Here is a 24,493-nt window from a genome sequence, read left to right as displayed (position 1 = left end):
GACAGTCAGTGACTCGTCCCGATCGTCTCGGCTAATCGTCCGGCCAGGTCGTCGAGACGCTCGGTCACTGCCGAAGACAGCCCCTCCCCCTGCTCGATCTCGGCCGGTTGGACGCCGAACAGTGCGACCTCTGCCCCGGTCTCCCGGGTAAGGAAGGTCCGCAACATCGCGGGCGTCGACTTGTGTGAGGAGAACGATTCGCCACCGAGGTCGTCGGGATCGGCCCACTTGCCCGACCCAGGGTCAGCGCCAAAGTCGACGGCATCGACGAGGACGATCCAGTCCGGGTCGAACCGCCTGATGACCCCAGTATGGTTCTCCGGGGCGACCCCGCCTTCGACGAACAGCAACCGGTCGGCTGCTGAGGCACCTGTCCGGGATTCTAGCCGTCTGAGTAGTTCGAGTCCGGCTGCGTCATCCCCACGCAGCTCCGACCCGATGCCCAGAATGGCGACAGACTCGCCGAGGTCGATCGACGGTGGGTCAGTCACGGTCCCTCCAACGTCACACGCCGCCTAAAGCGACGTGATAGGCTACTAGATGACCGGCGAGAGCCAGCACTCGACCAGCCGCCCTTATGCGCCCAGATGCCGACGAAGGTACTTGCACGTCCGAATAATTCAAGGCCGATTCCGACCAAACTTGCCGGTATGGACATTCCCAGGAGTGTGGTCGTGTGAGTGGCACACCTCTCGCTATCGCACCGTTCGTGGCGCTGTCTGGCGGTGTGTTTGGCACCTATCTGGTAGGTCGATCCCCGCGTGGCCGGTCGGTCGCCTGGGCGGGTGTCGTCGCCTCTGTGGCGGTGCTTCTCGCGTCGGGGACGACCTGGCTCCTGTGGTTGCGATCGCTCCCGATCGAGTACGCGCTGTTTGGTGAGGGCGTCGGTGTGCGGGTCACCGCACTGAGCGTGTTCCTCTCGACGGTGGCCTGCCTGGTCGGCCTGGCCGTGATCGTCCACGCGGCGGGAAGTACCGACAGCAAGGACGCTCCCGAGTTGTACTATCCGCTCGTCCTCGCAACCCTCGCCGGCGTCGTCGGTATCGGCCTCTCTGCAGACCTCTTCTCGCTGTACGTCTTCTTCGAAGTGATGGCCGTTGGGACCTACGCGCTGGTCCCCTTCGCGGTCGACCGAGCGACGGCCGTCGAAGCAGGTCTCAAGTACGTGATCATGAACGCCGCGGGCTCGTTGCTCGCCATCTTCGGCATATCGCTCGTCTATGCCCACACTGGCGGCGTGCTCGACTTCGCGACACTCTCCGGGGAACTTGCCGCGACAACCGGCCCGGGACCCCTGGAGGCGGCCGTCCTCTTTCTCGTCGTCGGGTTCGGCGTCAAGGCAGCGGTCGTCCCGCTCCACACCTGGCTGCCGGACGCTTACACGGAGTCGCCCGCGAGCGCGAGCGCGCTGCTTGCGGCCCTGGCGACGCCGGCCGCGATCGTGGCGATGGGCAAGGCACTCGCGGTAGTTCCTGACGGTGTCTCGGTCGGACTCCTGTTACTGGTGGTTGGTGCGCTGACGATGACTGTCGGCAACTTCCTGGCGCTGGGCCAGCGCGATCTGAAGCGTCTGCTGGCCTATTCGTCGATCCCACACGTCGGCTACATTCTCTTTGGACTCGGTGTTGGCTTCTACGGCGGGTTCGGTATTGCCTTCGACGGCGCACTTTTTCACGTCCTTGCGAACGCGTTCATGAAGGGCGGTGCCTTCCTCGCGGTCGGCGCGATCGCCTATCGGCTGGCTGGGGCCGAGGGCAAGCACCGAACGCTCGGGGCACTTGCCGGTGTGGGCTATCAGATGCCAGTCGCCGCAGGCGCGATTGCCGTCGCCGTGCTGGCGCTTGCGGGCGTTCCGCCGCTTGCGGGCTTCTGGGGTAAGTTGTTCATCGTCCTCGGAAGCGCCGAAGTCTCGGGGGCAGTCGGCGTCGGCCTCGCTATCCTCGTGATCGGCAACTCCTTTCTCTCGCTGGGGTACTACCTGCCGGTGCTGGGAGCACTGTTTGACAGTCCGACCGACGCCGTATCGTCGCTCGATCGGACACCCACACTCCTTGCGATTCCGATCCTGGCGCTGACTGGCGGGACGATCCTGCTCGGACTCGCCCCGGCGTTCGGCCTGGATCTGGTCGGGCCAGCAGCCGACGTCTTGCAGCATGGACTGGAGGTGACGCCATGATCGCACTCACCACGGGCGCACTCGCGATCACGCTCGTGCTTGGCTTTGCCGCCGTCGCCGCGCGGGACTTTCTGGTCTCGATTCTCTCGCTATCCGGCGGGAGCGTTGCCCTGGCGGTGTACTTCTTCTTGGCTGGGGCGCCGATCGCGGCCGTCTTCGAGGCGGTCGTCGCCGCTGGACTCATAACCGTCCTCTTTCTGTTCGTGATCAGCCTGACCGAGACCGACACGGCCCAACGCGTCCACCCCGCCAAGCGCACGGTCGTCGGGCTCGCACTCGGGGGCCTCCTCGGTGTCGGGGTCGTTGTTTGGGCACTACTCGACCCTGCGGCCGGCGAGGCTACCACGGTGACGACCTTCGCCCAGGAACTGTGGAGTGGCCGGTCGATCGACGTCCTCGCCGTCACGATACTCATGTTCGTTGGCGTCCTCGCCGTCGTCCGGTTGACGGCTGAGCATCTCGACCCTGCGACCGACACGGGAGAGGACCAACCAGGAGCGACCGCTCCTCCGGAGGGAGATACATGACTGCACTCGCCTACGGCGTCGCTGTGGCGCTACTGGTGATCGGTATGGCGAGCATCGTCGCCGGGCGAAACGTGGTACAGACGTTGATCGGCGTCGAGCTCGCCTCGAAGGGCGTCCTCGTCAACTTCGTGGCGACCGACCCGGCAGGTAGCCAGGGGATCGTCGTCCTCCTCATCCTGATCGATGCCGTCGTCGTCGCCGTGCTGCTGGGCGTGGCCGTCGCGGCGTATCGACAGTACGGAACGCTCGATCTCGACGCTATCGGGAGGTTGACATGGTAACGAACCGTCGCACGCTACTCGCATCGACGCCCGGCTTGGTTGTCGCCGGCGCACTCCTGGCCGCTGTCGCGGTGATGGCACCCGGCCAGCCGACACCGGCCGTCTTGGCCCTCGGCGCGATTGTGGTGCCGCTGGTCGGTGCCGTCGTGTTGCCGTTCGTGGCCGTCGCCGGCGATCGCGTCCGGAACGGGGCGGCCGTGTCGATCGGCCTCGCGACCGCTGGCCTGACGCTGGCACTCCTCCCGAACGCACTGTCGGGGACGCCCGGCGTCGTCCAGTACGACCTCGCCTGGGTGCCGCCCGCCGACGTGTCCTTCGGCCTCTACCTGGACGTACTGGGTGTCATGATGGCGACGATCGCGGGGGTCGTCGGCGCGCTCGCACTCGTCTTCTCGACGCGCTTTATGGAACGCGAGGGCGGGCTGACCCGCTACTACGCGCTCACGTTGCTGTTCGTCGGCGGCATGATCGGGTTCGTGCTGACCGACAGCCTCGTCGCGCTGTACGCCTTCTGGGAAGTGCTTGGACTGTGTTCGTTTGGCCTGATCGCCTTCTGGTTGGACGAGGAGACCTCTTTCGCGGCGGGCGTGAAGGCCTTCGTCACGACCCGGTTTGGCGACATCGGCCTGCTTGCCGGGATCGCCGTCCTGTGGGTCGGCGGCGGCACGTTCTCGATCCGCGAACTGATCGATCAGGCCGCGAGCGGCGCACTACCGGAGTGGACACTCGCCGCCGCTGGCGGACTCTTTATCCTCGCCGCGGTCGGGAAGTCCGCACAGTTCCCCTTACACGTCTGGCTCCCCGACGCGATGGAGGCCCCGACGACGAGTACGGCACTGATCCACGCCGCCTGTATGGTCAACGCCGGGCTGTACTTGCTGGTCCGGACCCGCCCGATCTTCGACGGACTCGAATGGTGGACGACCGCCGTGCTGGCCATCGGGACGATCACCGCATTCCTGGCCGCCGTGCTCGCAACTGTCGAGAACGACTTCAAGCGTGCGCTGGCCTATTGTACGATCAGCCAGCTTGGCTACGTGACTGCGGCGATTGGCCTCGCCGGCGGTGTCCTGCCCGCGAGCTACCACCTCCTGAGTCACTCGATCTTCAAGGCCTTGCTCTTCCTCGCAGCGGGGTCGGTCATCTACGGGATCGGCGGGACGGTCCACAAACACGTCGACATGTTCGAGTACCGCGGCGTGGGCAACCGCGAGCAGATGCCCCTGACCAACGTCGCCTTCCTCGTCGGCATTTTGGGACTGATCGGCGTGCCCGGGTTCAACGGCTTCTGGAGCAAGGAACTGATCCTCTCGACGGCACTGGAAGGCAGCGCCATCGAGCAGGTCGCCTTCGCCGTGCTGGCAGTGACGGCCGTGCTGACCGCGGTTTACTCGATCAGAATCTACTATCTCGTCTTCTACGCTGAGCCGACGGCGAGTGCCGAGGAGTCGCCCCTCGCGATGACCGGCTCGCTGGCCATGTTGGCTGGCCTGACCCTCACTTCCTGGCTGGCGATCGGGCCGCTCTCTTCGGGTCTGGAAACGTATTTCCCGGGCGCGGAGATCCACGGCTATACGATCGTGGGCTTCGTCGAGCACACGCTGACGCCCCGGACGGCAGTCCTGACGGCTGGCATCCTCGGCTTCGGCTATCTCGGCTTCCACTCCCGGGCATCGATCAACGACGCCGCACCCGGTGGACTTCTGGCTGTCCTTGAGGCCGGCTACGGCTTCGACCAGCTATACGAAGGGTTCGTCGCGGCCTACCGCTGGTTGTGTACCCGCACGCGGGTCATCCAGACGGGTGATGTGAACTACAACGCCGTCGGCATTGTCGTTGCGCTGGTGATCGCCGCGGTCGTCCTCGTCATCTGACGGCCGAAAACGCACCCTTTTTGCTCGCGTGGCCGCCATGACTGGACAATGAGCGCCAGTACGCGACCCACGAGGTGGCGGCCATGACTCGCGATCTGACCGAGATCACCGTCGTCGGCGACGACTCGACTGGATTGATCGCTGAAGTCACGTCGCTACTCTTCGAGCGCGGGGTCAACATCGAAGATGTCGATCAGGCTGTCCGGGAGGGCGTCTTCCGGATGACGACGATGGTCGACACCAGCGAGATGATCGTTACCCAGGAAACCCTGCGGGAAGATCTGCAGGAACTGGCCGACGACCTCGGGGTCGACATCACTGTCCGATTCCCCGAGGATCGGGACACCCAGTCCATCGCTGTCCTCGTCACCAAAGAGAGCCACTGCCTGGAAGCCATCTTCGAGGCCTGGGCCAGCGGCGATATCGACGCCGACGTCGAGGTCGTCATCGGCAACCACCCGGATCTCCAGCCGCTCGCTGAGAAGTACGACGTTCCCTTCCACGACATCGGTGACGAGAAGGGCACGCCCGACGAGGACGAACTTCTGGATCTGCTCGCCGAATACAACGCGGACCTGATCGTCCTCGCGCGGTATATGCGCATCCTCAGCCCGGACGTTGTCTTCCGCTACGAGAGCCGGATTATCAACGTTCACCCGTCCCTCCTTCCTTCCTTCCCCGGGGCTTCGGCGTACATGCAGGCCATCGAGGAAGGTGTCCGGATTGCCGGCGTCACCGCTCACTACGTGACGACCGACCTCGATCAGGGACCGATCATCTCTCAACGCGTGTTCAACGTCCCACCCGAGGCGACCGAGGAAGAACTCCAGCAGATCGGCCAGCCCTTAGAGGCCCAAGCACTGCTCGAGGCGATCGATCTCCACCTCAACGACGAGATCTACGTCCACCGTGGCCGGACTCGGTTGCGCGACCCCGAGGAGACCGACGCCCAGCTCGGTGCACCCGAGCAACTCGAGCAACTCAATCCGGATCGGCCGATCGACGGACTCGGTGAAATCGTCAGCGACGCTGACGACTGAGCAGTCAGCCTCTGTGTTGGGCCGGCGAGTGCCGCCGGGAGAAAAACCGCTTATTCGAGGCCCAGATCTGCAAGTGAGTGGGTGTGCTGCCACGCGCCAGCGACCGCACCGACGTCGAAGGTAAGAACGCCGTCTGTGAGTTCGAGTCGAACCGTGTCGCCGTCGATCTCGGTGTCGTGGAGGTGAAGCTCAAGCGGCTGGCCGAAGTCCGCGACTGCGACCATCAGCTCACCGTTCGTTTCGAGCATTTCCTGTAGTTCGTTTGCTTCCATAGCACTCGCTGGTAGGCCCGAACGGCCCAAAAAGATTGCTACGTCATGGATATTCCCGACGTTCGTTCCCGCCGTGAGTGGCGCCAGTGTCTGTTTTTGGCCGGCCTAAAAACAGGCAGAACCCGCCTCTTCTAGAAGGGCTAAACACGTCGGTCCCCGCGCTTTGGACATGCAGGTCACCCATTACGACACGTGCCAAGACTGTGGTGCCGAACTCACTGAGACCACGACCTACCGCAAACACGCCTACTGTGGCGATTGTGGCGGGACACTCGCGTGAGCGACGATAGAAACAGTCTGCACAGCGTGGCTTTCACCCCACAGCAGTCTACTTACAGCCGCTCGACCCGCTCGAGTGTGTCCTCGATAGCTGGTGCGTCGAAGACCTCTTGGCCCACATACGCGTTCGTTCCTGCCTGATAGAGGTTACTCGCGACCTCGATACTGTGACCTTCGAGCGGTTCGGGCTGGCGTTCACACAGTGCTTTCCAGTCGGCACGGTTCCGTTCACTCGCCGTCGCTTTTGCCTCGCTGACGGCCTCGACCCACGCCGGCTGCGTTCGCTTGTGATACTGCCGAATGACTTCTTTGCTGATCTCCTTGCCCTCGTAAGAAAAGCGGTTCTCGTCGAACGTCCCTACGACGTCGGCAACGTAAATCTCTCCCTGGTAGTAGAGACATTCGATTTTGCCGTCTTCGTGAGCGAAACCTGCCTCGGCGGCCTGCCGGTTGAGGTACTCGTTGACCTCCCGTGCGACGGCTTCGAGGGCGTCGATATCGGCTTGGCCGGCGATCCGGTCGGCTTCCTCGCGTGGGAGGTAGCGGTCCTGTTCCTCGTACTTCGTCGAGAATTCGACGACCGGCTCGGGCAACTCGACCACCTCGTCGGGCCACTCCGCAGTATCGAGTCCGTGGTCTGGCGGGGCCGAGCGCTCGCGTAGACTCGACCCGGCAGGGACGGTGTTGCGAAAGACGATCTCCAGGGGCACGAGGTAGTTTTCACCGGCCGTGTCGTGATAGGTTTCGTAGTCGTATCCGTCTGTCTCGTGTGGTAGCTTCGGGACTTGCGTCAGACTGATCGCCATCTCGCGTGGTTGGCTGCCCGCGTCGATGGCCGTCTGTAGGTCCGTCAGTTCCCCGTCGACGAGGACACCCTCGTAGTGGGTTCCGATCCCGGCTGCATCCAGTTGTTCGAAGTTGTACGCGCCCATCGTACACAGCGACGCCCCTTTGGCCGGGATCTCGTCGGGCATCTTCCCCCAGTCGAACACCGAGTAGTCGTCAGTGAAGACAAACGCCCCCTTGCCCAACTCGGTCGCGGTCGGCTCCTCGTCGATCCGGAACTCCTTGACGCTGGTCATCGAATCGGGGTTCCGAGCCGGCGACCTTAGAGGTTGTACATCCACACAGACGCGCGCGTCGCCGTCGAGTGGAACCTACTCACCTCACAGGCGTCTCTGCAACTGCTGTGAACGGCGCCCGTCCGTCTCAGTATCGATACTCATGCTACGTGTGTACCCCGGGGACTCAAGAATGGTTATTAGTTACCGAACTGTCGCCCATCTGGAGTAGCTGGCTGAAACGTGAGCCAAATTTATACCAGTGGCTTTTGTTATCAAGATGGACAGAGCCACTCATAGCAACGACCCCCATTCTACAATGTGCCCCCAAGACGTTCACATTCTCTACGTTCCTGCCCTCACTCCCGATCGGGAGATCGGGACGCGACTTGCCAATATCGACCGATACGACGTACATAGGAAGACACGCATTCAGGCGGCGCTTGACGCCGTCGCGACCGAGGACATCGATTGCATCGTCACAATCGACGACGGGAGCGACGCCAGCATCACGCTGCTCCGCCGTCTCAGGTCGCGAGAGGGCGATACGACACCGTTCGTATTCCTCGCGGCAGATCCGGATGAAACGATCGTACGAGAAGCGTTAAACGCCGGTGCCGATCGATTTCATCGCGTCGACGCGATTGTCGACGACCCGACGCTGTTGGCTACTGCGATCGACGAGAGTGTTCGGCCTCCGCGCCGAGACTGGCACGCCGCCCAGCAACGGTGGGAGTGTGAGCGGTTGTTCGAACACATGAACGTGGGGGTTGCCTCGCAACGAATCATCACCGATGACGAACACGACCCCATCGATTACGAGTTCGTCGACGTCAACGGAGCTGGCTGTGACACTCTCGGAATCGACTCGCCCCAGGCGTTGCCCGTCTCGGCGTCGGCGCTGTTCGAGCAGGACCCACCGCCGCTTCTCGACCGGTACCAGACTGTCCTCGAAACGGGCGAGCCACTCTCTTTCGAAACGCACCTCCAATCGCTGGAATCGTGGTACAGCAGTGTTGCATACTCGCCCGACGGCACTCGCATTGTGACGGTTTTCGAAGACGTGACGGCCAGACGGGAACGGCAACGCGAGCTAGAACTGTTCCGGGAGATGGCCGACCAGGCCCAGGACGCAATTTTCGTCACCGACGCGGAGACGGGGATCATCGAAGACGTCAACGAGACCGCGTGTGATCGCCTCGGATACGAACGCTCGGAACTAGAGGGTGTAGGCGTCTGGGACATCTCGGGTTACTTTTCGGACCGAGCGGCATTTCGACGCCATCTCCGCCAACAGGACGGCGACCCGTCGTCACACATCGAGACAGTCCACGAGCGCAAAGACGGGACCGAGATCCCCGTCGAGATAATGGCTTCGACCGTCGAGATGGACGAGCATACGTATCGGGTCGCAATGGCCCGTGATATTACCGAACGCAAAGCGCGTGAACGGGAACTCAGAGACGAAAAAGAGCGCCTCGAAGAGTTTGCAAGTGTGTTGAGTCACGACCTCCGGACGCCTCTGGAAGTGGCGACGGGACGCCTCGAGTTGGCGAGTGAAACAGTCGAATCCGACCACTTGTCCTCGGCCAAGCGAGCGCTCACACGTATCGACGAGATCATCGAAGACGTCCTCACGCTTGTCCGGGACGGGAGCACGGTCGACGCCGACGCGATCGAGACCGTCTCGTTGGCGTCGGTCGCGCGCTCGTGCTGGCAGACAGTGAGCACGGCCGAGGCAGCCCTGCGAGTCGAAACGGACAACCGGATCGACGCTGACCCGGGGCGGCTCCGAGAACTGTTCGAGAATCTCTATCGCAACGCGGTCGAGCACGGCGGGGACGACGTGACTGTCGTGGTCGGTGACCTCGAGGATGGGTTTTACATCGCCGACGACGGCGCAGGGATTCCACCGACAGACCGGGAGGCCGTCTTCGAGGCAGGGTACTCGACCCGGGAGTGTGGCTCAGGGCTGGGATTGAGTATCGTCGAGTCGATCGCCCAGGCCCACGGGTGGTGTGTCGACATCACCGAAAGCGAGCGTGGGGGCGCCCGATTCGAGTTCACTGGCCTGGAAGCGAGCATCGACTGAGAGTCGTCTGACTACTACCTTGCGTGGCGCTTCGAGTGGCTTATGTCGATCGCGCTACAATGGTCCGGAGATGAGCAATCCGGAGCGTGACGTCGTCGAATTCGTCCTGACAGCGGCCGTTTATACCGATCAGGATGACCTCGAACCCGACGATCTGCCACCCGAATATCGGGCGGTGTTCTGGGAGGATGGGACGATCGAGCGACCGGTCGTCGCGACCGCTGAAGCGGCACGGGAAGCGACCGGCGTCGAGCGACCCTGGGCGGCCGTCTCGGAACTGATGTTTACCGACCGCGACGAATTCACCGGGGAAATCGAGTTCACGGATCGAGAGATGGCCCACGAGTGGCTCGAAAAGCGCGTCGACGCCGCACACGTACTCGAGAACCCGACCCTCGCAGCGGCCTTCGAGGACAGTTTCGAAGACGTCGGCCGCGAGCAGGCTCGCCAGCAGGTCCGCCCCGCGCGGGCCGATCGGGCCTGGATCGACAGTCTGCTACAGGAGTACTTCGCCGAGGAAGAAGAAGAGGAGATGCTCGATCTCGTGGAGATCCGCGCCCCTGAGGAAGTCGACATGACTCTCGACGAACTCGTCCTCACGTCGGATCAAGAAGACGAGATCAACAAGCTCGTCAAGGCGATCGAACACCGCGAGTATCTCGCGAAGATCGGCCTCCGAGAGATCGGGAAACTCCTGTTCGTCGGTCCACCAGGCACGGGCAAGACGAGTGTCGCGCGCGCACTTGCCCACGACCTGGATCTGCCGTTCGTCGAGGTGAAACTGTCGATGATTACCTCTCAGTATCTCGGCGAGACTGCCAAAAACGTCGAGAAGACCTTCGAGGTGGCAAAGCGCCTCTCGCCGTGTATCCTGTTCATGGACGAGTTCGACTTCGTGGCCAAGACTCGGGCCAGCGACGAACACGCCGCCATCAAGCGCGCGGTGAACACGCTCTTGAAATCGATCGACGAGGTGAGTCTGATCCAGGACGACGTGCTGTTGATCGGCGCGACCAACCACCCGGATCAACTCGATGCCGCAGCCTGGCGACGCTTCGACGAGATCGTCAACTTCCCCAAACCGGACGACAAGATGCGTGCAGACATTCTGGGCGTCGTCACTCGCGACATGGAGATCGTCGACTTCGATCCCGCGGCCCTGGCGGAGATGACAGAAGGGCTGACTGGCAGCGACCTCCGACTCGTTCTCAGGGAAGCAGTCCTGGATGCACTGACCGAAGAGCGGACGACGCTCACTCAGACTGACCTCGAAGACGCCGTTGCCAACTTCGAGGAACGGGATAACCTCAAGAACCTCGATATGATCGAGGGAGACCACGACGCTCTGGTCGCCGGCGGGACTCCGGACACGGGTGACGAGCACGAGCACGCCGAACACGCAGACCACGCCCAGGATTGATCGTCGTCCGCTCCCCCGAGTCTTTGTCGACCCAATCTTTATTCTCAGTCCCTGGGTGAGTTCCCTATGACGATCGATATCGGCATCGTTGGTGCTGGGGATCGCGGGCACACCCACGCAGGTGGGTACGCAGCAATCGACGCGGCCTCGGTCGTCGCCGTCGCAGACGTCGATCGAGAAGCAGCGACGGAACTCGCCGAGGCGTTCGACGTTCCGGCCGTCTACGAAAGTGTCCGAGCGATGCTTGCGGACGCGGATCTCGACGCGGTCAGCGTCTGTGTACACAACAACTTGCACCGGCCCGTGGTTGAAGCCGCAGCCGAGGCCGGCGTCGATGCCTTCTGTGAGAAACCCCTGGCTGGGACCTATGCCGATGCGAAAGCGATGGTTGAGGCTGCTGAGGGTGCGGGAATCGAAGTTGGCGTCCAAAACGATGACTTGTTCTCCCCGGAGACGCGGGCTGCAAAGACACTCATCGAGGGTGACGATCTCGGCGACCCGTACTACGCTCGTGGCGTCGTCTCCCGGCGGCGTGGGCGACCGTTCGTCGACGGGTACGGCACTCCGGCGTTCGTCTCGAAGGAATCTGCAGGCGGCGGACCAGTCATCGATATCGGGACCTACGTCCTGGGCCAGTTGCTCTATCTGCTCGGGAACGCCCGCGTCCAACGAGTCGGTGGCGCCACCTTCGAGCACACCGACGCTACCTACGACGCCGCCCTCGTCGGCGAGAACCGAGACACCTACGCCGACCGACTGGCGTCGTCGGGCTACGATGTCGAAGATGTGGGTCTCGGGTGGGCGCATCTGGCCGATGGCTCGGTACTCGAACTTCGGGCTGCCTGGCACATGTTCCTCCCCGATCGCCCGAGTGTCGTCGCCGGGACACAGGGCGGCCTCCAGCTCGACCCCTTCGAGTTCTACACGACGACCGAAGACTACGAGGCGACCGTTTCGATCGACCTCGAAGAGTACGAAACCCGCCAGGCACTCTTAGAGAGCGAGAGTGGCTACGACTTCGAGCGGGACGTCGGTCAGTTCCGCCACTGGATCGAGACGATCGACGGTCGGGCCGAAAATCCGATCGATACGGCCGGGCTGGCGCTGAACGCCATGCGGATCATGGACGGAATTTATCTGTCGGCAGCGGCCGGACGCGAACTGACCAGCGAAGAGATCGCCCAGCGCTCGGGCTCAACCGCCGCCGATCTGTGAGCCTCGGTCCGGCGAGTCTGGCCCCTCCCATGGACACCGTTCCGGCACGACCCGAGCCTGTGTAGACGTTCCGGGACGGAGACTGGCCGACTCCCAATCGTGTGCTTTAGGCGCCTCCGGAGCGTGGCAGGCCTCGATGGAAGTCACCCTCCTCGGGACGGGCGATACGACTGGCACGCCGACGGTCGGCTGTGACTGTGCGGTCTGTCACCGTGCCAGGAACCCCGAGCCGTCCCTCCGTGACAAACTCGACACGCGCGGCGTCGAGATCGGACCCCGCGGCGTCGAACGAACACGGTTCTCGCTTCACATTCGCAACGAGCACACCGACGAGACACTGCTGATCGATGCCAGTCCGGACTTTCGGCGGCAATTTCTCCGCGAGGACTTCGATCCCCCGGATGCCGCTCTTATCACGCACGTCCACTTCGACCACCTCGACGGGCTGGGCAACGCCTATCGGCTCTGTCGAGAGCTGCCGGTATACGCCTCGGGCGTGGTCGATCCGGAAACGGGCCAAAGCGTCGCCGAACACGTCCGTGATCGCTACGACTACCTCGACCCGCTCGATGTCCGGGCTCGCCAGCCGTTCGAGTCGTTTTCGGTCTGTGGACTCACGATCCGACTGGTGCCTGTCGACCACCCCCCGCTCGATACGTACGGCGTGGTCGTCGAAGATCCCAACACCGGCGGGCAACTCTCGGTTACGGGCGATACGAGCTATCAGCTTCCAGCTGAATCGAAGGACGTACTGGCCGAGCCAGACTTGCTCGTCGCAGACGGGATCCTCCCGGCGGATCGCTGTGAGTCCCACCCGGCCGGGGGAACCCATCACGACGAGCACGGCGTCCCGATGACCTATGGCACCAAGCATATGACCATCGAGGGAACGCAATCCCTTGCTGCCGATCTCGGCGCGACCGAGATGCGTGTCGTCCACCTCTCACACTATCTCCCGGCTGAGACAGCGTTCGACCGTCCGCTTGGTGTCGACGGCGAGCGGTTCTCACTGTGAGTGTGGCCGAGCCTCTCTCGGAACTGGCACTCGACGCCCAGCATAAGGCCTTTGTGCTGGCGACCGAAGCCAGCGCATGGACATCGATTCGGAGCTCGATCCGGCGACGGTCGAAGGGTTGCCCGCCCAGCGGCCCCTCGTCGCGATCGGCCTCGCCGCCGTCGTCGCGACGGTCGTCTACCTGGCGATCCAGCTGGCGATGGATGGGACGGTCGAACTCGTCGAAACAGCCGCGTTTACGATCGTCTTCACTGGCGTCTACGTCGCTTTCTTGTACCTCCGACGCCAGCTCCAGACGTCCGAATCGTAATTCACTCGTAGCGATCGAGCCCCGCCTGCCGTCGTGTCCGCCCTTCTGGATCGGGCCGCCACGGACTGGCGTTGGCCCGTCTTGCCGTCAGATCGACAGGCGGACACTCGCCCGACTCGTATCCCCGACAATCCGGCCCGCACTCACTCGCCGGGTCGACGATCCGACCGGCCCATTCGCAGTATGGGGCTGTCTCGGTCGGGCCATCACCGGGGACACACCGTGTACAGCCCGGATAGTCGAACGTGCGCCACCCTTTCCCGTATGCACGCTCGGCAAGTCGGCGACGCGCCCGTGCCTTCTCACTTGGTGAGACTGTTCGAATGTCAGTCTGTCCCGGCATTCGATCGAGGATTTCGATGCCCGTCCGGTCGGTAGCAAGCGACGTCGGATCCCTGAGGATGTCTCGCTCACCCGACTCGGGATCGAACTGCCAGATGCCGACTTCTTCGGGGATCCGGTTTCGGTGGGCACCGGTCACGTGGGAGGCCGTCGCCAGCACGACCGCATCGAAGATACCCAGCGAGACGTCGGTCTGGAGTTGGCCCTGGAGATCGCCAGGCCGGTCGAGATCCGGCTTGTTCTCGATGCCGAGGAGTCGGTCGAACCACCGTTCGGGATAGCGACACACTTGCCGGACTGCCGGGTCACCACCGACCCGCTCGCGCTCGAAAAAGCCCGCTTGCACGGCCCGCTCGACGAGCCGCCCGCGTTGCTCGGGACGCCGATCTGGAAAGACATCTCGGAGCGCCCTGGCAGTCCCCGGGCCGACTGGCGCCTCGATCGCGGCGGATGGGATCGTCCCATCGGTGATCGCGGCCCGACGATCGACGGCTGGCCCCGGCTCGATGGCGACGACATCGATGATGCGACGGCCCTGGACGTGTGCGCCCAACTGGCGAGCAACGAGTGTCTCCTCGTCTTCGATCGCTCCACACAGCGCCAGTTCGAACGCGTACTCGCGCACGCCAATTGCTCCGGTAGCGACGCGCAAAAACGTCTCGCCCGGGCGGTCGGCCCCCTCTTCTCACCAGCGACGAGATTCAAGATCGCCAAGCCAGCGACGGCCCAGCGACCAGACGACCGCGACGAGTACCGCGCCGGCGGCGTTCGTGAGGATGTCCCCGATGGCAAAGGTCCGATACGGCAGCGTCGCCTGGAGGAGTTCGATGACTGCCCCGAACCCACTCACTGCGATCGGAACTGTGGCGGCCGAGACGGCGGTTTTGAGGGGGCTTGCAAGTAGCGCGTAATAGACGGTCAGGGTCAGAAACCCGTAGCCGCCGAGATGGGACCACCTCGCCCACGTCAGCCCGAGCGGGCCGGAACGAGCGATGCCAGCCCCCGGATCGACGACCGAGCCGAGAACAATCGCCGTCGCGACGACGATCGCCAGGAGCCATCGGATCGTCCGGGGAACGCGACGCGACACGTGAGCCATAGCTCCCGTTTCCGGGGCCCCAGACTAAACTCCTTCTCAGCGCTCGGTGACGTGGCGGACGTCGCTGGCGATACCGCGTGTGCTCTGTACCATCTCCGGACCGCTCATGTTCGCCCGGCCGACCGCGAGCGCCGACGGCCCCTCAAAGACCACTTCGTCCCCGACGCGGATCGACTCGTCGGCGTCGACGATACCCGGTGCGAGGACGCTGCCGTGGGGCACGAAGTCGTCGATCTCGACGCGCTTGACCGGAACGTCTGCCTCCAGCCAGCGGCGCGCACCGGCAAGCGTCAACGAGAGGACGCCGTACTCGGGGACCATCGCGGCGAGTTGTTCGCCATCGGCATCGTTGACTCGAAGCTTCGGATAGCGACTTTCGACCTGCAGATCGTCGAACAGCGCGTCGCCGGCTCCCTTGCCGAACTGGTAGTCCGCAATCGCCCGGACGACGTTGTGCTGGCGCTCGCGCTTGCGGTATTTGGACTCGCCAGCGAGAGTTTCCGAGAGAGTCGACAGCGACTCCTCGGTCGTCGGGTGATCGGCGACCGTGTACTCGAAGGACTCGCCGAGCCGTTCTTCGACGCGTTCGGTAATCTCACGGTAGTCCTCGGGGACGTGGGCGATCACGCGCGGATAGTCGTTGTCTCGGAGATACGCCTCCAGTACGTCGGCGACGAATGCGATCTCTGTCTCTGACCAGCGTCCGGTCACGACGGTGTCGTAGTGCTGGGCGGGATAGGTGAGTTCCAGTTCCTGGGGGACGACGCCGATGGGCGACGTGATCGAGGCCAGATGGCCCCGGAAGTTGATCGCGTCGTGGAACTGGTCGTGACTCTGGGACTCGCTGTAGGGTTTCGTCGCCGAACACGGGACGAGCACCAGCGGCGCGTCGAAGCGACACTGATAGCGCTCGGTAACCCGCTCGGCAAAACGCTGGATCTCGACTCGGCCGAGCGTGTCGTCACTTGCCGCGGTTATCTCGGCTTTCCGGACCAGCGGCGTCCGGGTTTCGAGATAGTCGTACTCGTCGTCGAGCCGCCGCATCGTGGCCGTCAACCACTGTTCGTGACGGGCCTGGCCTTCGAGGTAGTCTCGCAGTCGGCCCTGTCGAATCCGATTGCGGACCGTCCGGAGTTCGGCTTCGAGGGTGGCGACGTTGTGCTCGACACAATCCTCGCGATCGAACGCCTCGATCCCCTGCTGGCAGGCCGAACAGGCACAGGGCAGTTCGTCCAGATTGCCGAGGCGGTACTCGCCGTCCGCGGTGAGATACCACCCCTGTGTGCCCCGGACGACGGCCCGGTCGGTGTCGAACAGATCCGCGCCGGCGGCGGCGAGCGTCGCGACGTTGCCGGGCGTCGCGATCCCCGGCAGGTACACTCCGGCGTCCGGGGGGATCGCCTCTCGGGTCGCAATGATCGCCTCGACGAAGGCCGCACTGTGGCCCGTAAACCCGGACGCGCCAGCGAGGACGTACGCGTCAGTCCCGTGGTCGCCGGCTGTCTCGGGCGAGACGACAGCGGCACTCGGGAACGCGACGTCAGGATAGTTCGGCTCGAAGGCTGTTTGGACTTCTGTGGGCGTCCCAGCGGGGAACGCGCGGTGGGGCAGTACCGACAGCGTCGATTCGTCCCCGTCGGGAACGGCCTGCTCGCCACTCCAGAGACTGCCTGTCTCCTCGAGAACGTCGTCGACGAGGGCCGGCGTGGTGATCGCGTCCGCGAGCCGCAGGGTGCCGATCCTGGCGGCCCCGTCGCGGTCGATCACTTCGAAGTACTCGGTCATGGCCATCCGGACGGTCCGGGCGATGAATTATCTTTCCTTGTCGTCGGTGGTCTCACGCGCATCGATCACTGTTAGCGCCGCCGGTAGCGACGCGAGGGCGGCCGCAGGCCACCCGTCGTGAGCGAACGTAATCGACCCGTCACTCTCGGCCACGAGCCGATCGATTCCCCGGGCCGCTGCTCGGTAGGCTGCCCGATCGGTCCGGTCGGGCAACTCGGCCGTCAGCGGATAGGTCTGGTCGAGTTCTGGTGGAACAGGGCCAAAGGGTGGAACGACCGTCCAGGTCTCGTCGTACTCGCCGTCCGGTCGCGTCGCGTCCTCGGCGACCAGCAGGAGCTCACCGGCGGGCCCAATCCGGTCGAGGCGGTCGTGATGTCGCCGCACCTCCGGGCGTCGGGCGCTCTCGGCCGAGAGGTAGAACAGCGCGTCTTTCGAGGCCGGATCGGTCGTCTCTAGTTGGTCTGTGTGATCGAGCAACGCGCGATACCCGTCAAGCATTGTCGGGTGGGCACGCGCTCTGGCCTCGACGAGTTCGAGCAACTCACCGCGGCGGATGGCCTGCTTGATCCGGCGCATCTCACCGAAGGAGACGTAGAGATTGTGTTCGGCCAGTTTCTCGACGCGCTGATCTTCGGGGAGATTCCGGACCTCCTCGGGACCGAATCGTGAACAGATCGGACACTCACACGGGAAGTATTCGAGTTCGTCTAAGTGTTTGGTCCCGCGAACGGTCAGATACCGCCCGTCTCTGGCGTACAGCGCGTAGGCTGCCGAGTCGAACAGATCACAGCCGAGCGCGACCGCCAGGGCAAACATCATGGGGTGGCCCGCCCCGAACAGGTGGACTGGCGCGTCAGCCCCGAGCCCACGTTTGGCTGCGGCGACAGCATCAACCATGTCCGCGAATCGATACTCGTTCATCAGGGGGACGATCGCGCCGATGGGAAACACGTCCAGGCCGCTGGCGTAGGCGTCTCGGGCCGCCCGCTCTCGGAGGTCGGGATACGTCGATCCCTGGACTGGCGCGTTGACCAACATCTCACCGAGATCCATCTCTGTCGCGGCTTCGATCCGCTCGGCCGTCGTCGCGAGTTCCGATTCAGCCTGTTCCCGACTGACGTCCGGTGGCGTCGGGAGGTCGACGGGCGTCCCGATATCGGAGCCGATCTCCTGTTGGAACCGGAGGATCTCCGGGCTCGTAACGTCGATCTCCCCGTACTCGGCCAGTTGGAACGACCCCGAGTCGGTCATGATCGCGCCGTCAAACTCGAGCAGATCGTGCAAGCCATCTTCGAGGGCCGGCTCTCGGACCTCCTCGCTCCCGTAGATGACGTAGCTGTTGGTGATGAGCATCTCGGCTCCGAACTCCCCGAGACGGCTGGGTGCGATCGTTTCGTGGTGCGGGTTGATCACCGGCAACAGGGCGGGCGTCTCGACGGTGGTATTTGCCCGTGGGACAGTTAGCTCTCCTAACCGCCCACCGGCGTCGTACCCCTGGAGTTCGAAGTGCTCGCGCATGACCGCTCGTGGGGAGTCGGCGGGCCTAAGCATTCCGTTTCGCCGGCCTATCGCTCGAACAGCGCGTAGTACAGGACACCGAGCATCGTCCGCCCGTCCCGGAGGTCGTCCTCGCGGGCGGCCGCGATGAGGGCCTCGATAGTCGTCGTTTCGACCCGTATGGACTCGTTGTCATCCAGATCGCGTTCCCCGGTTGGTGCACAGTCCTCGGCCAGGAAGTAATGGAAGACAGCATCGGCAAAGCCGTTGGCCGGCTCGACGGTCGTGAGATGCTCGACCTGGCCAGGCTGGTAGCCCGTCTCCTCTTCGAGTTCGCGGTGGACTGCCGCCGCGGGGTCCCCGTCGTCGGGTTCGAGGCTCCCGGCGGGCAACCCGTAGTTGATAGCACCGACGGCCTGGCGCCACTCCTCGATGACGACAACCTCCTCGTCGGTCGTCACCGGGAGTATCACGACGCTCTCGCCTTCCGTGAGATAGTCGAACTTCGTTTCGGTGTCGTCGGGCAGTGCAACGGTGTCGGTCACCACATCGAATCCCGGACAGGTGTAGGCGGTCTGGCTTGAGAGTGTTTCCCAGGCGAGGTCAGCTCGCTCCATGCACGGCGATTTATCCGGACACGGAAAACTGGCAGGGATGGCGAGGCTCTATGACAAACCTGCGGCAGTGCACAATAAACGACAATGAACATACTATAGCTTGGTATTATTCAGATCCGTCATATGAGTGCTAGATAGATCAACGATCCGACCGTAGGTCCGCGAACGTGTACAAATAAGCGAGCTTTTGGAACTCCAAATAATATTTCCGTCCAAATACTGCTCCTGGGATAGTTCCCAGAACGTGAAAATCACGGGCTCCATTAATATACGGAACTGGTGAACATCTGTACGTGAGGTAGACACGAATGGCAAACACCGAGGTGGATACGACCCTGTTCGGGACAGACGTATCGTACGAGATAGATGGACGGTGGTTGGCGTATTTCACGTTCCTCCTACGCGCCGTCGTGGGTTACTGGTTCTTCCACGCTGGCATCACGAAGATCATCGATGGGTTCAGCGCGGAAGGGTATCTGAAGTTCGCGGCCGACTATACGATCATGGAACCGATCGTGAGTCCGTTCGCAAGCGGGATCGGACTCGAGTTCGCGAACTTCATGATCCCCGTCGGGGAGACGCTCATCGGGCTCGGCGTGTTGGTCGGGCTCCTCGTCAGGCTCGCGTCGTTCTTCGGCGTGTTCCTGATGCTGTTCTTCGTGACGATCAACAACGGCTGGGGCCACAGTATCGTGACCAGTGATCTGATGGGATTGTTGCTCTTCGTGGCAATGATCGTGCTCGGTGCTGGTCGCGTCTGGGGGCTGGACGCCTACGTCGAGAAGATGGCGTTCGTCCAGAACAACCCGTGGCTTCGATACTTGCTCGGTTAAGGAGGTGACACACTATGGCAACTAACACAGACAACATGACGCTGGCAGATCAGATCGCAATGGGCCTCGGCGGCGGACTCTTCTTGCTCGGGACCGTCGGTATTGGCCTGCTCGAAATAATCGCAGGGAACATGAACCCGATGGTCGTCGGTACCAACGCCGACGGCGAAACCGTCAACGCGATATCGGAAGCTGCCGTCGAATCCGTGCAAAACGCACCAGTCATCCCGCCGAACGTGCGGGCATACCTGCTCACGTTCGGCCTCGTCATCCTGGGCGTCTTCGCGATCTACGCGTTCGCGACCCAGCAGCACCTCGACTGATCGAACGATCATCTCCCCGTTTTGCACTCGCCCACGTTTCTAGGCCGACCGAAGGAAAGTTGAGTCTCGGCCCCCGAGTATTGCCTGATGACGGTACGTGAAGCAGGGGACTTCGACGTCGAGGCTATCCGTGAGGACTTTCCGATCTTGGAACGGGAGTTCGATGGCACGCCGTTGGTTTATCTCGACAACGCAGCGACGACCCACACACCCGAACCGGTCGTCGACGCCATTGTCGAGTACTACGAGCGCTACAACGCCAACGTCCACCGCGGACTCCATCACCTCAGCCAGGAGGCATCGGTAGCCTACGAAGAGGCCCACGACCGCGTCGCCGAATTCGTCGGCGCGAGCGGCGGCCGCCAAGAGTTGATCTTCACGGGCAACACCACCGAATCGGAGAACCTCGTGGCCTACGCCTGGGGGCTGAACGAACTCGGCCCCGGCGACGAGGTCGTCCTTTCGGAGATGGAACACCACGCCTCGCTGGTCACCTGGCAACAGATCGCAAAGAAGACTGGCGCGACGGTCCGGTACATCCGGGTGACCGATGACGGCCATCTCGACATGGACCACGCCAAAGAGCTGATTGGCTCCGATACGAAGATGGTGTCGGTCCTGCACGTCTCGAACACGCTCGGGACGATCAACCCCGTCGCGGACCTCGCCGACCTCGCTCACGCCGAGGACGCGTTGCTCTTCGTCGACGGGGCACAGGCCGCCCCCAACCGGCCAGTCGACGTCGAGGCCATCGACGCCGACTTCTATGCCTTTTCCGGCCACAAAATGGCCGGGCCGACCGGGATTGGTTGCCTCTACGGTAAGAAACAGATTCTCGAAGACATGGAGCCGTTCAACTACGGCGGCGAAATGATCACGAAGGTCACCTTCGATGATGCCACCTGGAACGCGTTGCCCTGGAAGTTCGAAGCCGGGACCCCGAAAATCGCCCAGGGGATCGCACTGGCTGAAGCTGTCGACTATCTGGACGAGATCGGTATGGAGGCGGTCGCCCGCCACGAGAACGAACTCGCCCAGTATGCCCTCGAACGTCTCGACGAATTCGACGATATCGAGACGTTCGGTCCGCCTGCGGGCCAAGAGCGTGGTGGGTTAGTCTCGTTCAACCTGGGTTCGGTCCACGCCCACGACCTCTCGTCGATCCTCAACGACTACGCGGTCGCCATCCGGGCGGGCGATCACTGTACCCAACCCCTACACGACAAACTCGGCGTCGCCGCGACGGCCCGAGCCTCGTTTTACATCTACAACACGCGGGAAGAAATCGACGTACTGATCGATGCCATGGACGACGCCCGCGAACTGTTTGGGTGAGCAGACGCGGCCTGTGGCCGCGTTTCGCCGATCCGAGGCGAGGCCGAAATAGCCCTTAGTCGCCGCCCCACTCCCACTTGGTCCGGTCGATCTTTTCCTTGATCGCGTCGATCTGCTTCTCGTAGTCGTCGGCGTCGATCGACGATGCCGTCTCGGCGACGGACTGGGCGTCTCGTAGCCGATCGACCGCTCGCTCGTACTGCTCTCTGGCGTCCTCGGCGTCTTCGTCTTCGCGTTGCTCGCCCGTCGTTTCGAGTTGCTCGGCGTGGGTCTCCAGCGCCTCGAGCGTCGACGCCGCGATCGACGAGAGGTCGACAGCCACGTCGAGGGTCGCGATGCCGTCGATCCGGTTCCAGCCGGCCTCACTGGCGGCGTTGATCCGGCGATACGCCTCGAGCCAGCGTGTCGCAGCGACGTCGGATCGATCAGCTTCCCGGGCGACTTCGAACGTCTTCGTGGTCGCCGAGACGTACTGTTCGTCCAGCCCCTCGACGCGATCGGCCAGCGAGTCGATCCGCTCGCCGGCGTTGTCTGGCGTTGCCTCGACGTCGTCGATCGCCTCTCGGAGCCTCGAAAGCGCTCTGACAGCTGTCGTATACGCCCCACAGAACGGTTCGAACTCCTCGCCAGCCAGCGCGTCTTCAGCCCGCTCGATGTCAGTCTCGCCGCGGTCTAGCCAGACGGCAACGTATCGGCGATCGCACTCTCGGGCGACCGACTCGATGCGCTCTTCGAGTTTCTCGGCTAGAACGTCGTCGCCCTCGTCGCCGAGCGGATGCGTGTCAGTGAGGCTGCTGACCTGATGGCGCGCATCCGAGAGTTGCGATCGTGCACGGAGTCGGAGGTTCTGCGTGGCGGTACCGCGTTGCTGCCCGGTCTCCCCCTCGATCTTCGATTCCAGTGTGTCGATTACGTCTCTGGCTGCCCCAATCGACCGGTCGACAGATCGGTATACGTCGGCGACGTTCTGGATGTAGTCCGTAACTCGATCGGGATCGCCGTCGGTCGGGGCGAAGTGAATCGATTCCGTCTCGTGCCCGACGACGAGTTTGGTGTTCAGAAACCCGCTCTTCAGCTTACACGTCGTCACCGATTCGAAGTCGAAGGCGATCTCGACGACCTCGGGTTGGTCGCCCAGGACGACCAGCAGTCGCTCGTCGGTCACGACGAGGTAGGCATCGTGGTCCCCCTCCGGCTCGACGGTTGTCGTTCGGCCTTCAGTCGTGTGCTCGACGCTATCGCTGGCCAGGACGTGCTCGGGACGTTCTCCATTGTCGAGTAATGCAGCGAAGGGGCCGGCGTCCAACTCGGCTTCACTGTCGTTCCCACCGATCAACGATCCCGACAGGTCGTTTACTCTCTCGAACATGGTCTCTTGGGAATCATCACTTCGTACCCCAAGCTGTGCAGACGTGGGATATTAATAGTGCGCCTTTCGGCGGTTGCTGTGTGAAACAGCTAGCTGCGTGGCCCTCGCCGCCGGCTGACGTTTTGTGGCACCGCTAGGTGTGTCCAGTCTCGCCAGCAGTATGCACTTCCAACGCCGTCTCGCTCACGAGACGTACTCACGCCAGCACGCAGGCATCGCAGGCCCAACGCTTTGTTTCTCGGGACACAGCCGCCCTGGAGAGGCACGACCCACAGCAGCGGGCAAGAACCGACGACGCGACGACTCAGTGACGCGACGGCCAACGACCTCACTGTCGCATCTCGGCCATGTGGCTTCTGATTCGGCCTACCTGGCGGCCCACTGAGAGGCCTTACACTGCCCGGTGGCGGCCGCTGCCACCGACCAAACAGTTCAGTCACTGGAAGTGCTCAATCCGTTCCCCACTCCCACTCGGTGACTTCGACTTTCTCTTTGAGTTCCGTGAGCCGCTGATCGATCGCTGCACTGTCTCCGACTGGCTGTGTGTCGACGATCTCGTGGGCCTGGCGCATACGCGTAACTCCCTGCTCGAAGTAGCGCCGAGCTTCGGCGGCATCCGTCTCGAGTTCCTGCTCACCGGCTTTCTGGAGCGTATCGGCGTGATGCTCTAAGGCATCGACTGTCGCCTCGGCGATCGGTTCGATCTCCGAGAGTGGCAGCGCACACGAATCGACTGCTGTCGCCCAGCCGGCGTCGCGGGCGGCCCGCACACGCCGGTAGGTTTCGAGCCAGCAATTGGCAGTCACTGCGGGGTCGTCACTCTCTGTTGCGTTCTCGTGTGCCTCGCGGGTCGATTCGACGTACCTCTCGGCGAATTCCTCGAGTTTGTGGTCCATCTCGGCCGCTTCGCTGGTCACTTCTTCGGACGGGGAATCGAGATCAGCGAGTACGTCCTGCAGTGAAGCCACCCCATCCGTCGCCTCGACGTAAGCCTCGCAAAATGCCGCATACTCGCCTTGGTCGAGTGCGGTCTCGGCTTGTCCAACTGTGTCGCGAACGCGGTCGATCCAGGCGTCGGCGTACCGTCGGTTGAGTTCCGTCTCGGTGGTTTCGACTCGTTCGAGCAGTCGGTCAGTCTGTACTGCCTCCCGTGTGACCGACTGGCGTGCGTCGGATAGTTCTGACTGGACTTGGAGGCGAAGATAGCCAATCTTGCCGCCCTCTCGGACCTTCGTTTCGAGTTCTTCGGTCATCTCCTTGGCCGACGCGATGGCGTCTTCGACATCGGTGTAGGCCTCTGCCATCACCGTAATGTACTCTGCGACCGCTTGTGCATCGCCGTGTGTGGGCGAGACCCGTATCGATTGGTCTCCCTGCTCGACGACGAGCGTCGTGTTCAGTAACCCGCTATTGACCGCTGCTCGCGATATCGATGGTAACTCGAACTCGATCTCGCACTCGGAGGGCTGTTCTCCAAGTACGACCAACACGCGTTCGTCGGTTGCAATCAGATAGGTGTGGTACTCACCGTCGGGCTCTACCGTCGTCGTCCGTTCTCCCGTCGTGTACTCGACGCTCTCGCCCACCAAGACAGTCCGTGGCTGCTCGTGTTCTCTCAGCAATCCGTCTATCGGATCGCTCACCGAGCCAGCCCCGGCAACGTTTCCTAGCGCCGTGTCCGGCAACTCCTGTATGCTATCGAACATTTACGTGCCCCCTCGTTGCAACCAA

At 63.1% G+C, this 24,493-nt stretch carries 23 protein-coding genes; 13 read left to right on the top strand and 10 right to left on the bottom strand.

Going from position 1 to position 24,493, the window contains the following annotated elements; genetic code table 11:
• Positions 1-5: 5 nt before the first annotated feature.
• Positions 6-491: a hydrogenase 3 maturation endopeptidase HyCI gene (locus FR699_RS05960; protein WP_158854715.1), complete on the bottom strand. Its 486-nt coding sequence runs from the start codon at positions 489-491 to the stop codon at positions 6-8.
• A gap of 185 nt (positions 492-676) precedes the next feature.
• On the opposite strand from FR699_RS05960, the gene FR699_RS05955 reads away from it, so the two are divergent.
• From FR699_RS05955 to FR699_RS05935, 5 genes are all read left to right on the top strand, one after another.
• Complete coding sequence (locus FR699_RS05955) at positions 677-2,176, top strand: complex I subunit 5 family protein (RefSeq protein WP_158854713.1); 1,500 nt, start codon at positions 677-679, stop codon at positions 2,174-2,176.
• Positions 2,173-2,703 (top strand): NADH-quinone oxidoreductase subunit J, encoded by a 531-nt coding sequence (locus FR699_RS05950; RefSeq protein WP_158854711.1) that lies wholly within the window; start codon positions 2,173-2,175, stop codon positions 2,701-2,703. Before FR699_RS05955 ends, FR699_RS05950 begins: the two co-directional genes overlap by 4 nt.
• Complete coding sequence (locus FR699_RS05945; RefSeq protein WP_154551319.1) at positions 2,700-2,984, top strand: NADH-quinone oxidoreductase subunit K; 285 nt, start codon at positions 2,700-2,702, stop codon at positions 2,982-2,984. The genes FR699_RS05950 and FR699_RS05945 overlap by 4 nt, the downstream gene beginning before the upstream one ends.
• Complete coding sequence (locus FR699_RS05940; protein WP_158854709.1) at positions 2,978-4,858, top strand: NADH-quinone oxidoreductase subunit L; 1,881 nt, start codon at positions 2,978-2,980, stop codon at positions 4,856-4,858. The genes FR699_RS05945 and FR699_RS05940 overlap by 7 nt, the downstream gene beginning before the upstream one ends.
• A gap of 83 nt (positions 4,859-4,941) precedes the next feature.
• On the top strand, positions 4,942-5,898 hold the full coding sequence (locus FR699_RS05935) for a formyltetrahydrofolate deformylase (protein WP_154551321.1): 957 nt from the start codon (positions 4,942-4,944) through the stop codon (positions 5,896-5,898).
• Between the two features lie 50 nt (positions 5,899-5,948).
• Here the strand turns inward: FR699_RS05935 and FR699_RS05930 are convergent, their stop codons facing one another.
• Together FR699_RS05930 and FR699_RS05925 are read right to left on the bottom strand one after the other, a co-directional pair.
• Positions 5,949-6,170, bottom strand: coding sequence for a hypothetical protein (locus tag FR699_RS05930; RefSeq protein WP_154551322.1), 222 nt, complete (start codon positions 6,168-6,170; stop codon positions 5,949-5,951).
• Positions 6,171-6,502: 332 nt separating this feature from the next.
• Positions 6,503-7,531 carry a phosphoribosylaminoimidazolesuccinocarboxamide synthase gene (locus FR699_RS05925; RefSeq protein WP_158854707.1) on the bottom strand — a complete coding sequence of 343 codons (1,029 nt, stop codon included), beginning with the start codon at positions 7,529-7,531 and terminating at the stop codon, positions 6,503-6,505.
• A 298-nt stretch (positions 7,532-7,829) separates the two neighbouring features.
• Between FR699_RS05925 and FR699_RS05920 the strand changes: the two genes are divergently transcribed.
• From FR699_RS05920 to FR699_RS05900, 5 genes are all read left to right on the top strand, one after another.
• Complete coding sequence (locus FR699_RS05920; RefSeq protein ID WP_158854705.1) at positions 7,830-9,602, top strand: PAS domain S-box protein; 1,773 nt, start codon at positions 7,830-7,832, stop codon at positions 9,600-9,602.
• A 70-nt stretch (positions 9,603-9,672) separates the two neighbouring features.
• On the top strand, positions 9,673-11,022 hold the full coding sequence (locus FR699_RS05915) for an ATP-binding protein (protein WP_158854703.1): 1,350 nt from the start codon (positions 9,673-9,675) through the stop codon (positions 11,020-11,022).
• A gap of 66 nt (positions 11,023-11,088) precedes the next feature.
• Positions 11,089-12,237 (top strand): Gfo/Idh/MocA family protein, encoded by a 1,149-nt coding sequence (locus FR699_RS05910; RefSeq protein ID WP_158854701.1) that lies wholly within the window; start codon positions 11,089-11,091, stop codon positions 12,235-12,237.
• 136 nt (positions 12,238-12,373) lie between these two features.
• The gene (locus FR699_RS05905) at positions 12,374-13,252 is read left to right on the top strand and encodes an MBL fold metallo-hydrolase (RefSeq protein WP_154551327.1); all 879 of its coding nucleotides are present in this window, start codon (positions 12,374-12,376) and stop codon (positions 13,250-13,252) included.
• Between the two features lie 76 nt (positions 13,253-13,328).
• Positions 13,329-13,562 carry a hypothetical protein gene (locus FR699_RS05900; RefSeq protein WP_154551328.1) on the top strand — a complete coding sequence of 78 codons (234 nt, stop codon included), beginning with the start codon at positions 13,329-13,331 and terminating at the stop codon, positions 13,560-13,562.
• A 1-nt stretch (position 13,563) separates the two neighbouring features.
• Here FR699_RS05900 and FR699_RS05895 read toward each other — a convergent pair whose 3' ends face one another.
• Genes FR699_RS05895 through FR699_RS05875 form a run of 5 tightly spaced genes read right to left on the bottom strand, consistent with a single transcriptional unit; the run spans position 13,564 to position 18,902 of the window.
• Positions 13,564-14,529 (bottom strand): DUF5787 family protein, encoded by a 966-nt coding sequence (locus FR699_RS05895; RefSeq protein ID WP_158854699.1) that lies wholly within the window; start codon positions 14,527-14,529, stop codon positions 13,564-13,566.
• Positions 14,530-14,589: 60 nt separating this feature from the next.
• On the bottom strand, positions 14,590-15,003 hold the full coding sequence (locus FR699_RS05890; protein WP_154551330.1) for a VanZ family protein: 414 nt from the start codon (positions 15,001-15,003) through the stop codon (positions 14,590-14,592).
• 36 nt (positions 15,004-15,039) lie between these two features.
• Positions 15,040-16,788 carry an archaeosine synthase subunit alpha gene (arcS, locus tag FR699_RS05885; protein WP_158854697.1) on the bottom strand — a complete coding sequence of 583 codons (1,749 nt, stop codon included), beginning with the start codon at positions 16,786-16,788 and terminating at the stop codon, positions 15,040-15,042.
• A gap of 27 nt (positions 16,789-16,815) precedes the next feature.
• On the bottom strand, positions 16,816-18,306 hold the full coding sequence (tgtA, locus tag FR699_RS05880; protein WP_158854695.1) for a tRNA guanosine(15) transglycosylase TgtA: 1,491 nt from the start codon (positions 18,304-18,306) through the stop codon (positions 16,816-16,818).
• Between the two features lie 47 nt (positions 18,307-18,353).
• Positions 18,354-18,902 (bottom strand): NUDIX hydrolase, encoded by a 549-nt coding sequence (locus FR699_RS05875; protein WP_158854693.1) that lies wholly within the window; start codon positions 18,900-18,902, stop codon positions 18,354-18,356.
• A 308-nt stretch (positions 18,903-19,210) separates the two neighbouring features.
• On the opposite strand from FR699_RS05875, the gene FR699_RS05870 reads away from it, so the two are divergent.
• The 3 genes from FR699_RS05870 to FR699_RS05860 all read left to right on the top strand — a co-directional run bounded on the left by FR699_RS05870 (position 19,211) and on the right by FR699_RS05860 (position 21,393).
• On the top strand, positions 19,211-19,735 hold the full coding sequence (locus FR699_RS05870) for a DoxX family membrane protein (RefSeq protein ID WP_154551334.1): 525 nt from the start codon (positions 19,211-19,213) through the stop codon (positions 19,733-19,735).
• A 14-nt stretch (positions 19,736-19,749) separates the two neighbouring features.
• Positions 19,750-20,058, top strand: a complete 309-nt coding sequence (locus FR699_RS05865) for a hypothetical protein (protein WP_158854691.1) — start codon at positions 19,750-19,752, stop codon at positions 20,056-20,058.
• An 87-nt stretch (positions 20,059-20,145) separates the two neighbouring features.
• Positions 20,146-21,393 carry a cysteine desulfurase gene (locus FR699_RS05860; RefSeq protein WP_158854690.1) on the top strand — a complete coding sequence of 416 codons (1,248 nt, stop codon included), beginning with the start codon at positions 20,146-20,148 and terminating at the stop codon, positions 21,391-21,393.
• 55 nt (positions 21,394-21,448) lie between these two features.
• Here FR699_RS05860 and FR699_RS05855 read toward each other — a convergent pair whose 3' ends face one another.
• Positions 21,449-22,762, bottom strand: coding sequence for a PH domain-containing protein (locus FR699_RS05855; RefSeq protein ID WP_158854688.1), 1,314 nt, complete (start codon positions 22,760-22,762; stop codon positions 21,449-21,451).
• 449 nt (positions 22,763-23,211) lie between these two features.
• A complete protein-coding gene (locus FR699_RS05850) occupies positions 23,212-24,468 on the bottom strand; it encodes a hypothetical protein (protein ID WP_154551338.1) in 1,257 nt (418 codons plus the stop codon).
• Between the last annotated feature and the right edge of the window lie 25 nt (positions 24,469-24,493).

Source organism: Halorhabdus sp. CUG00001, assembly GCF_009797925.1.
In the GTDB taxonomy this organism is placed as follows: Archaea; Halobacteriota; Halobacteria; order Halobacteriales; family Haloarculaceae; genus Halorhabdus.
The sequence above is the reverse complement of the archived record's forward strand: the minus strand, read 5'-3'. Positions and strand labels throughout refer to the sequence as shown.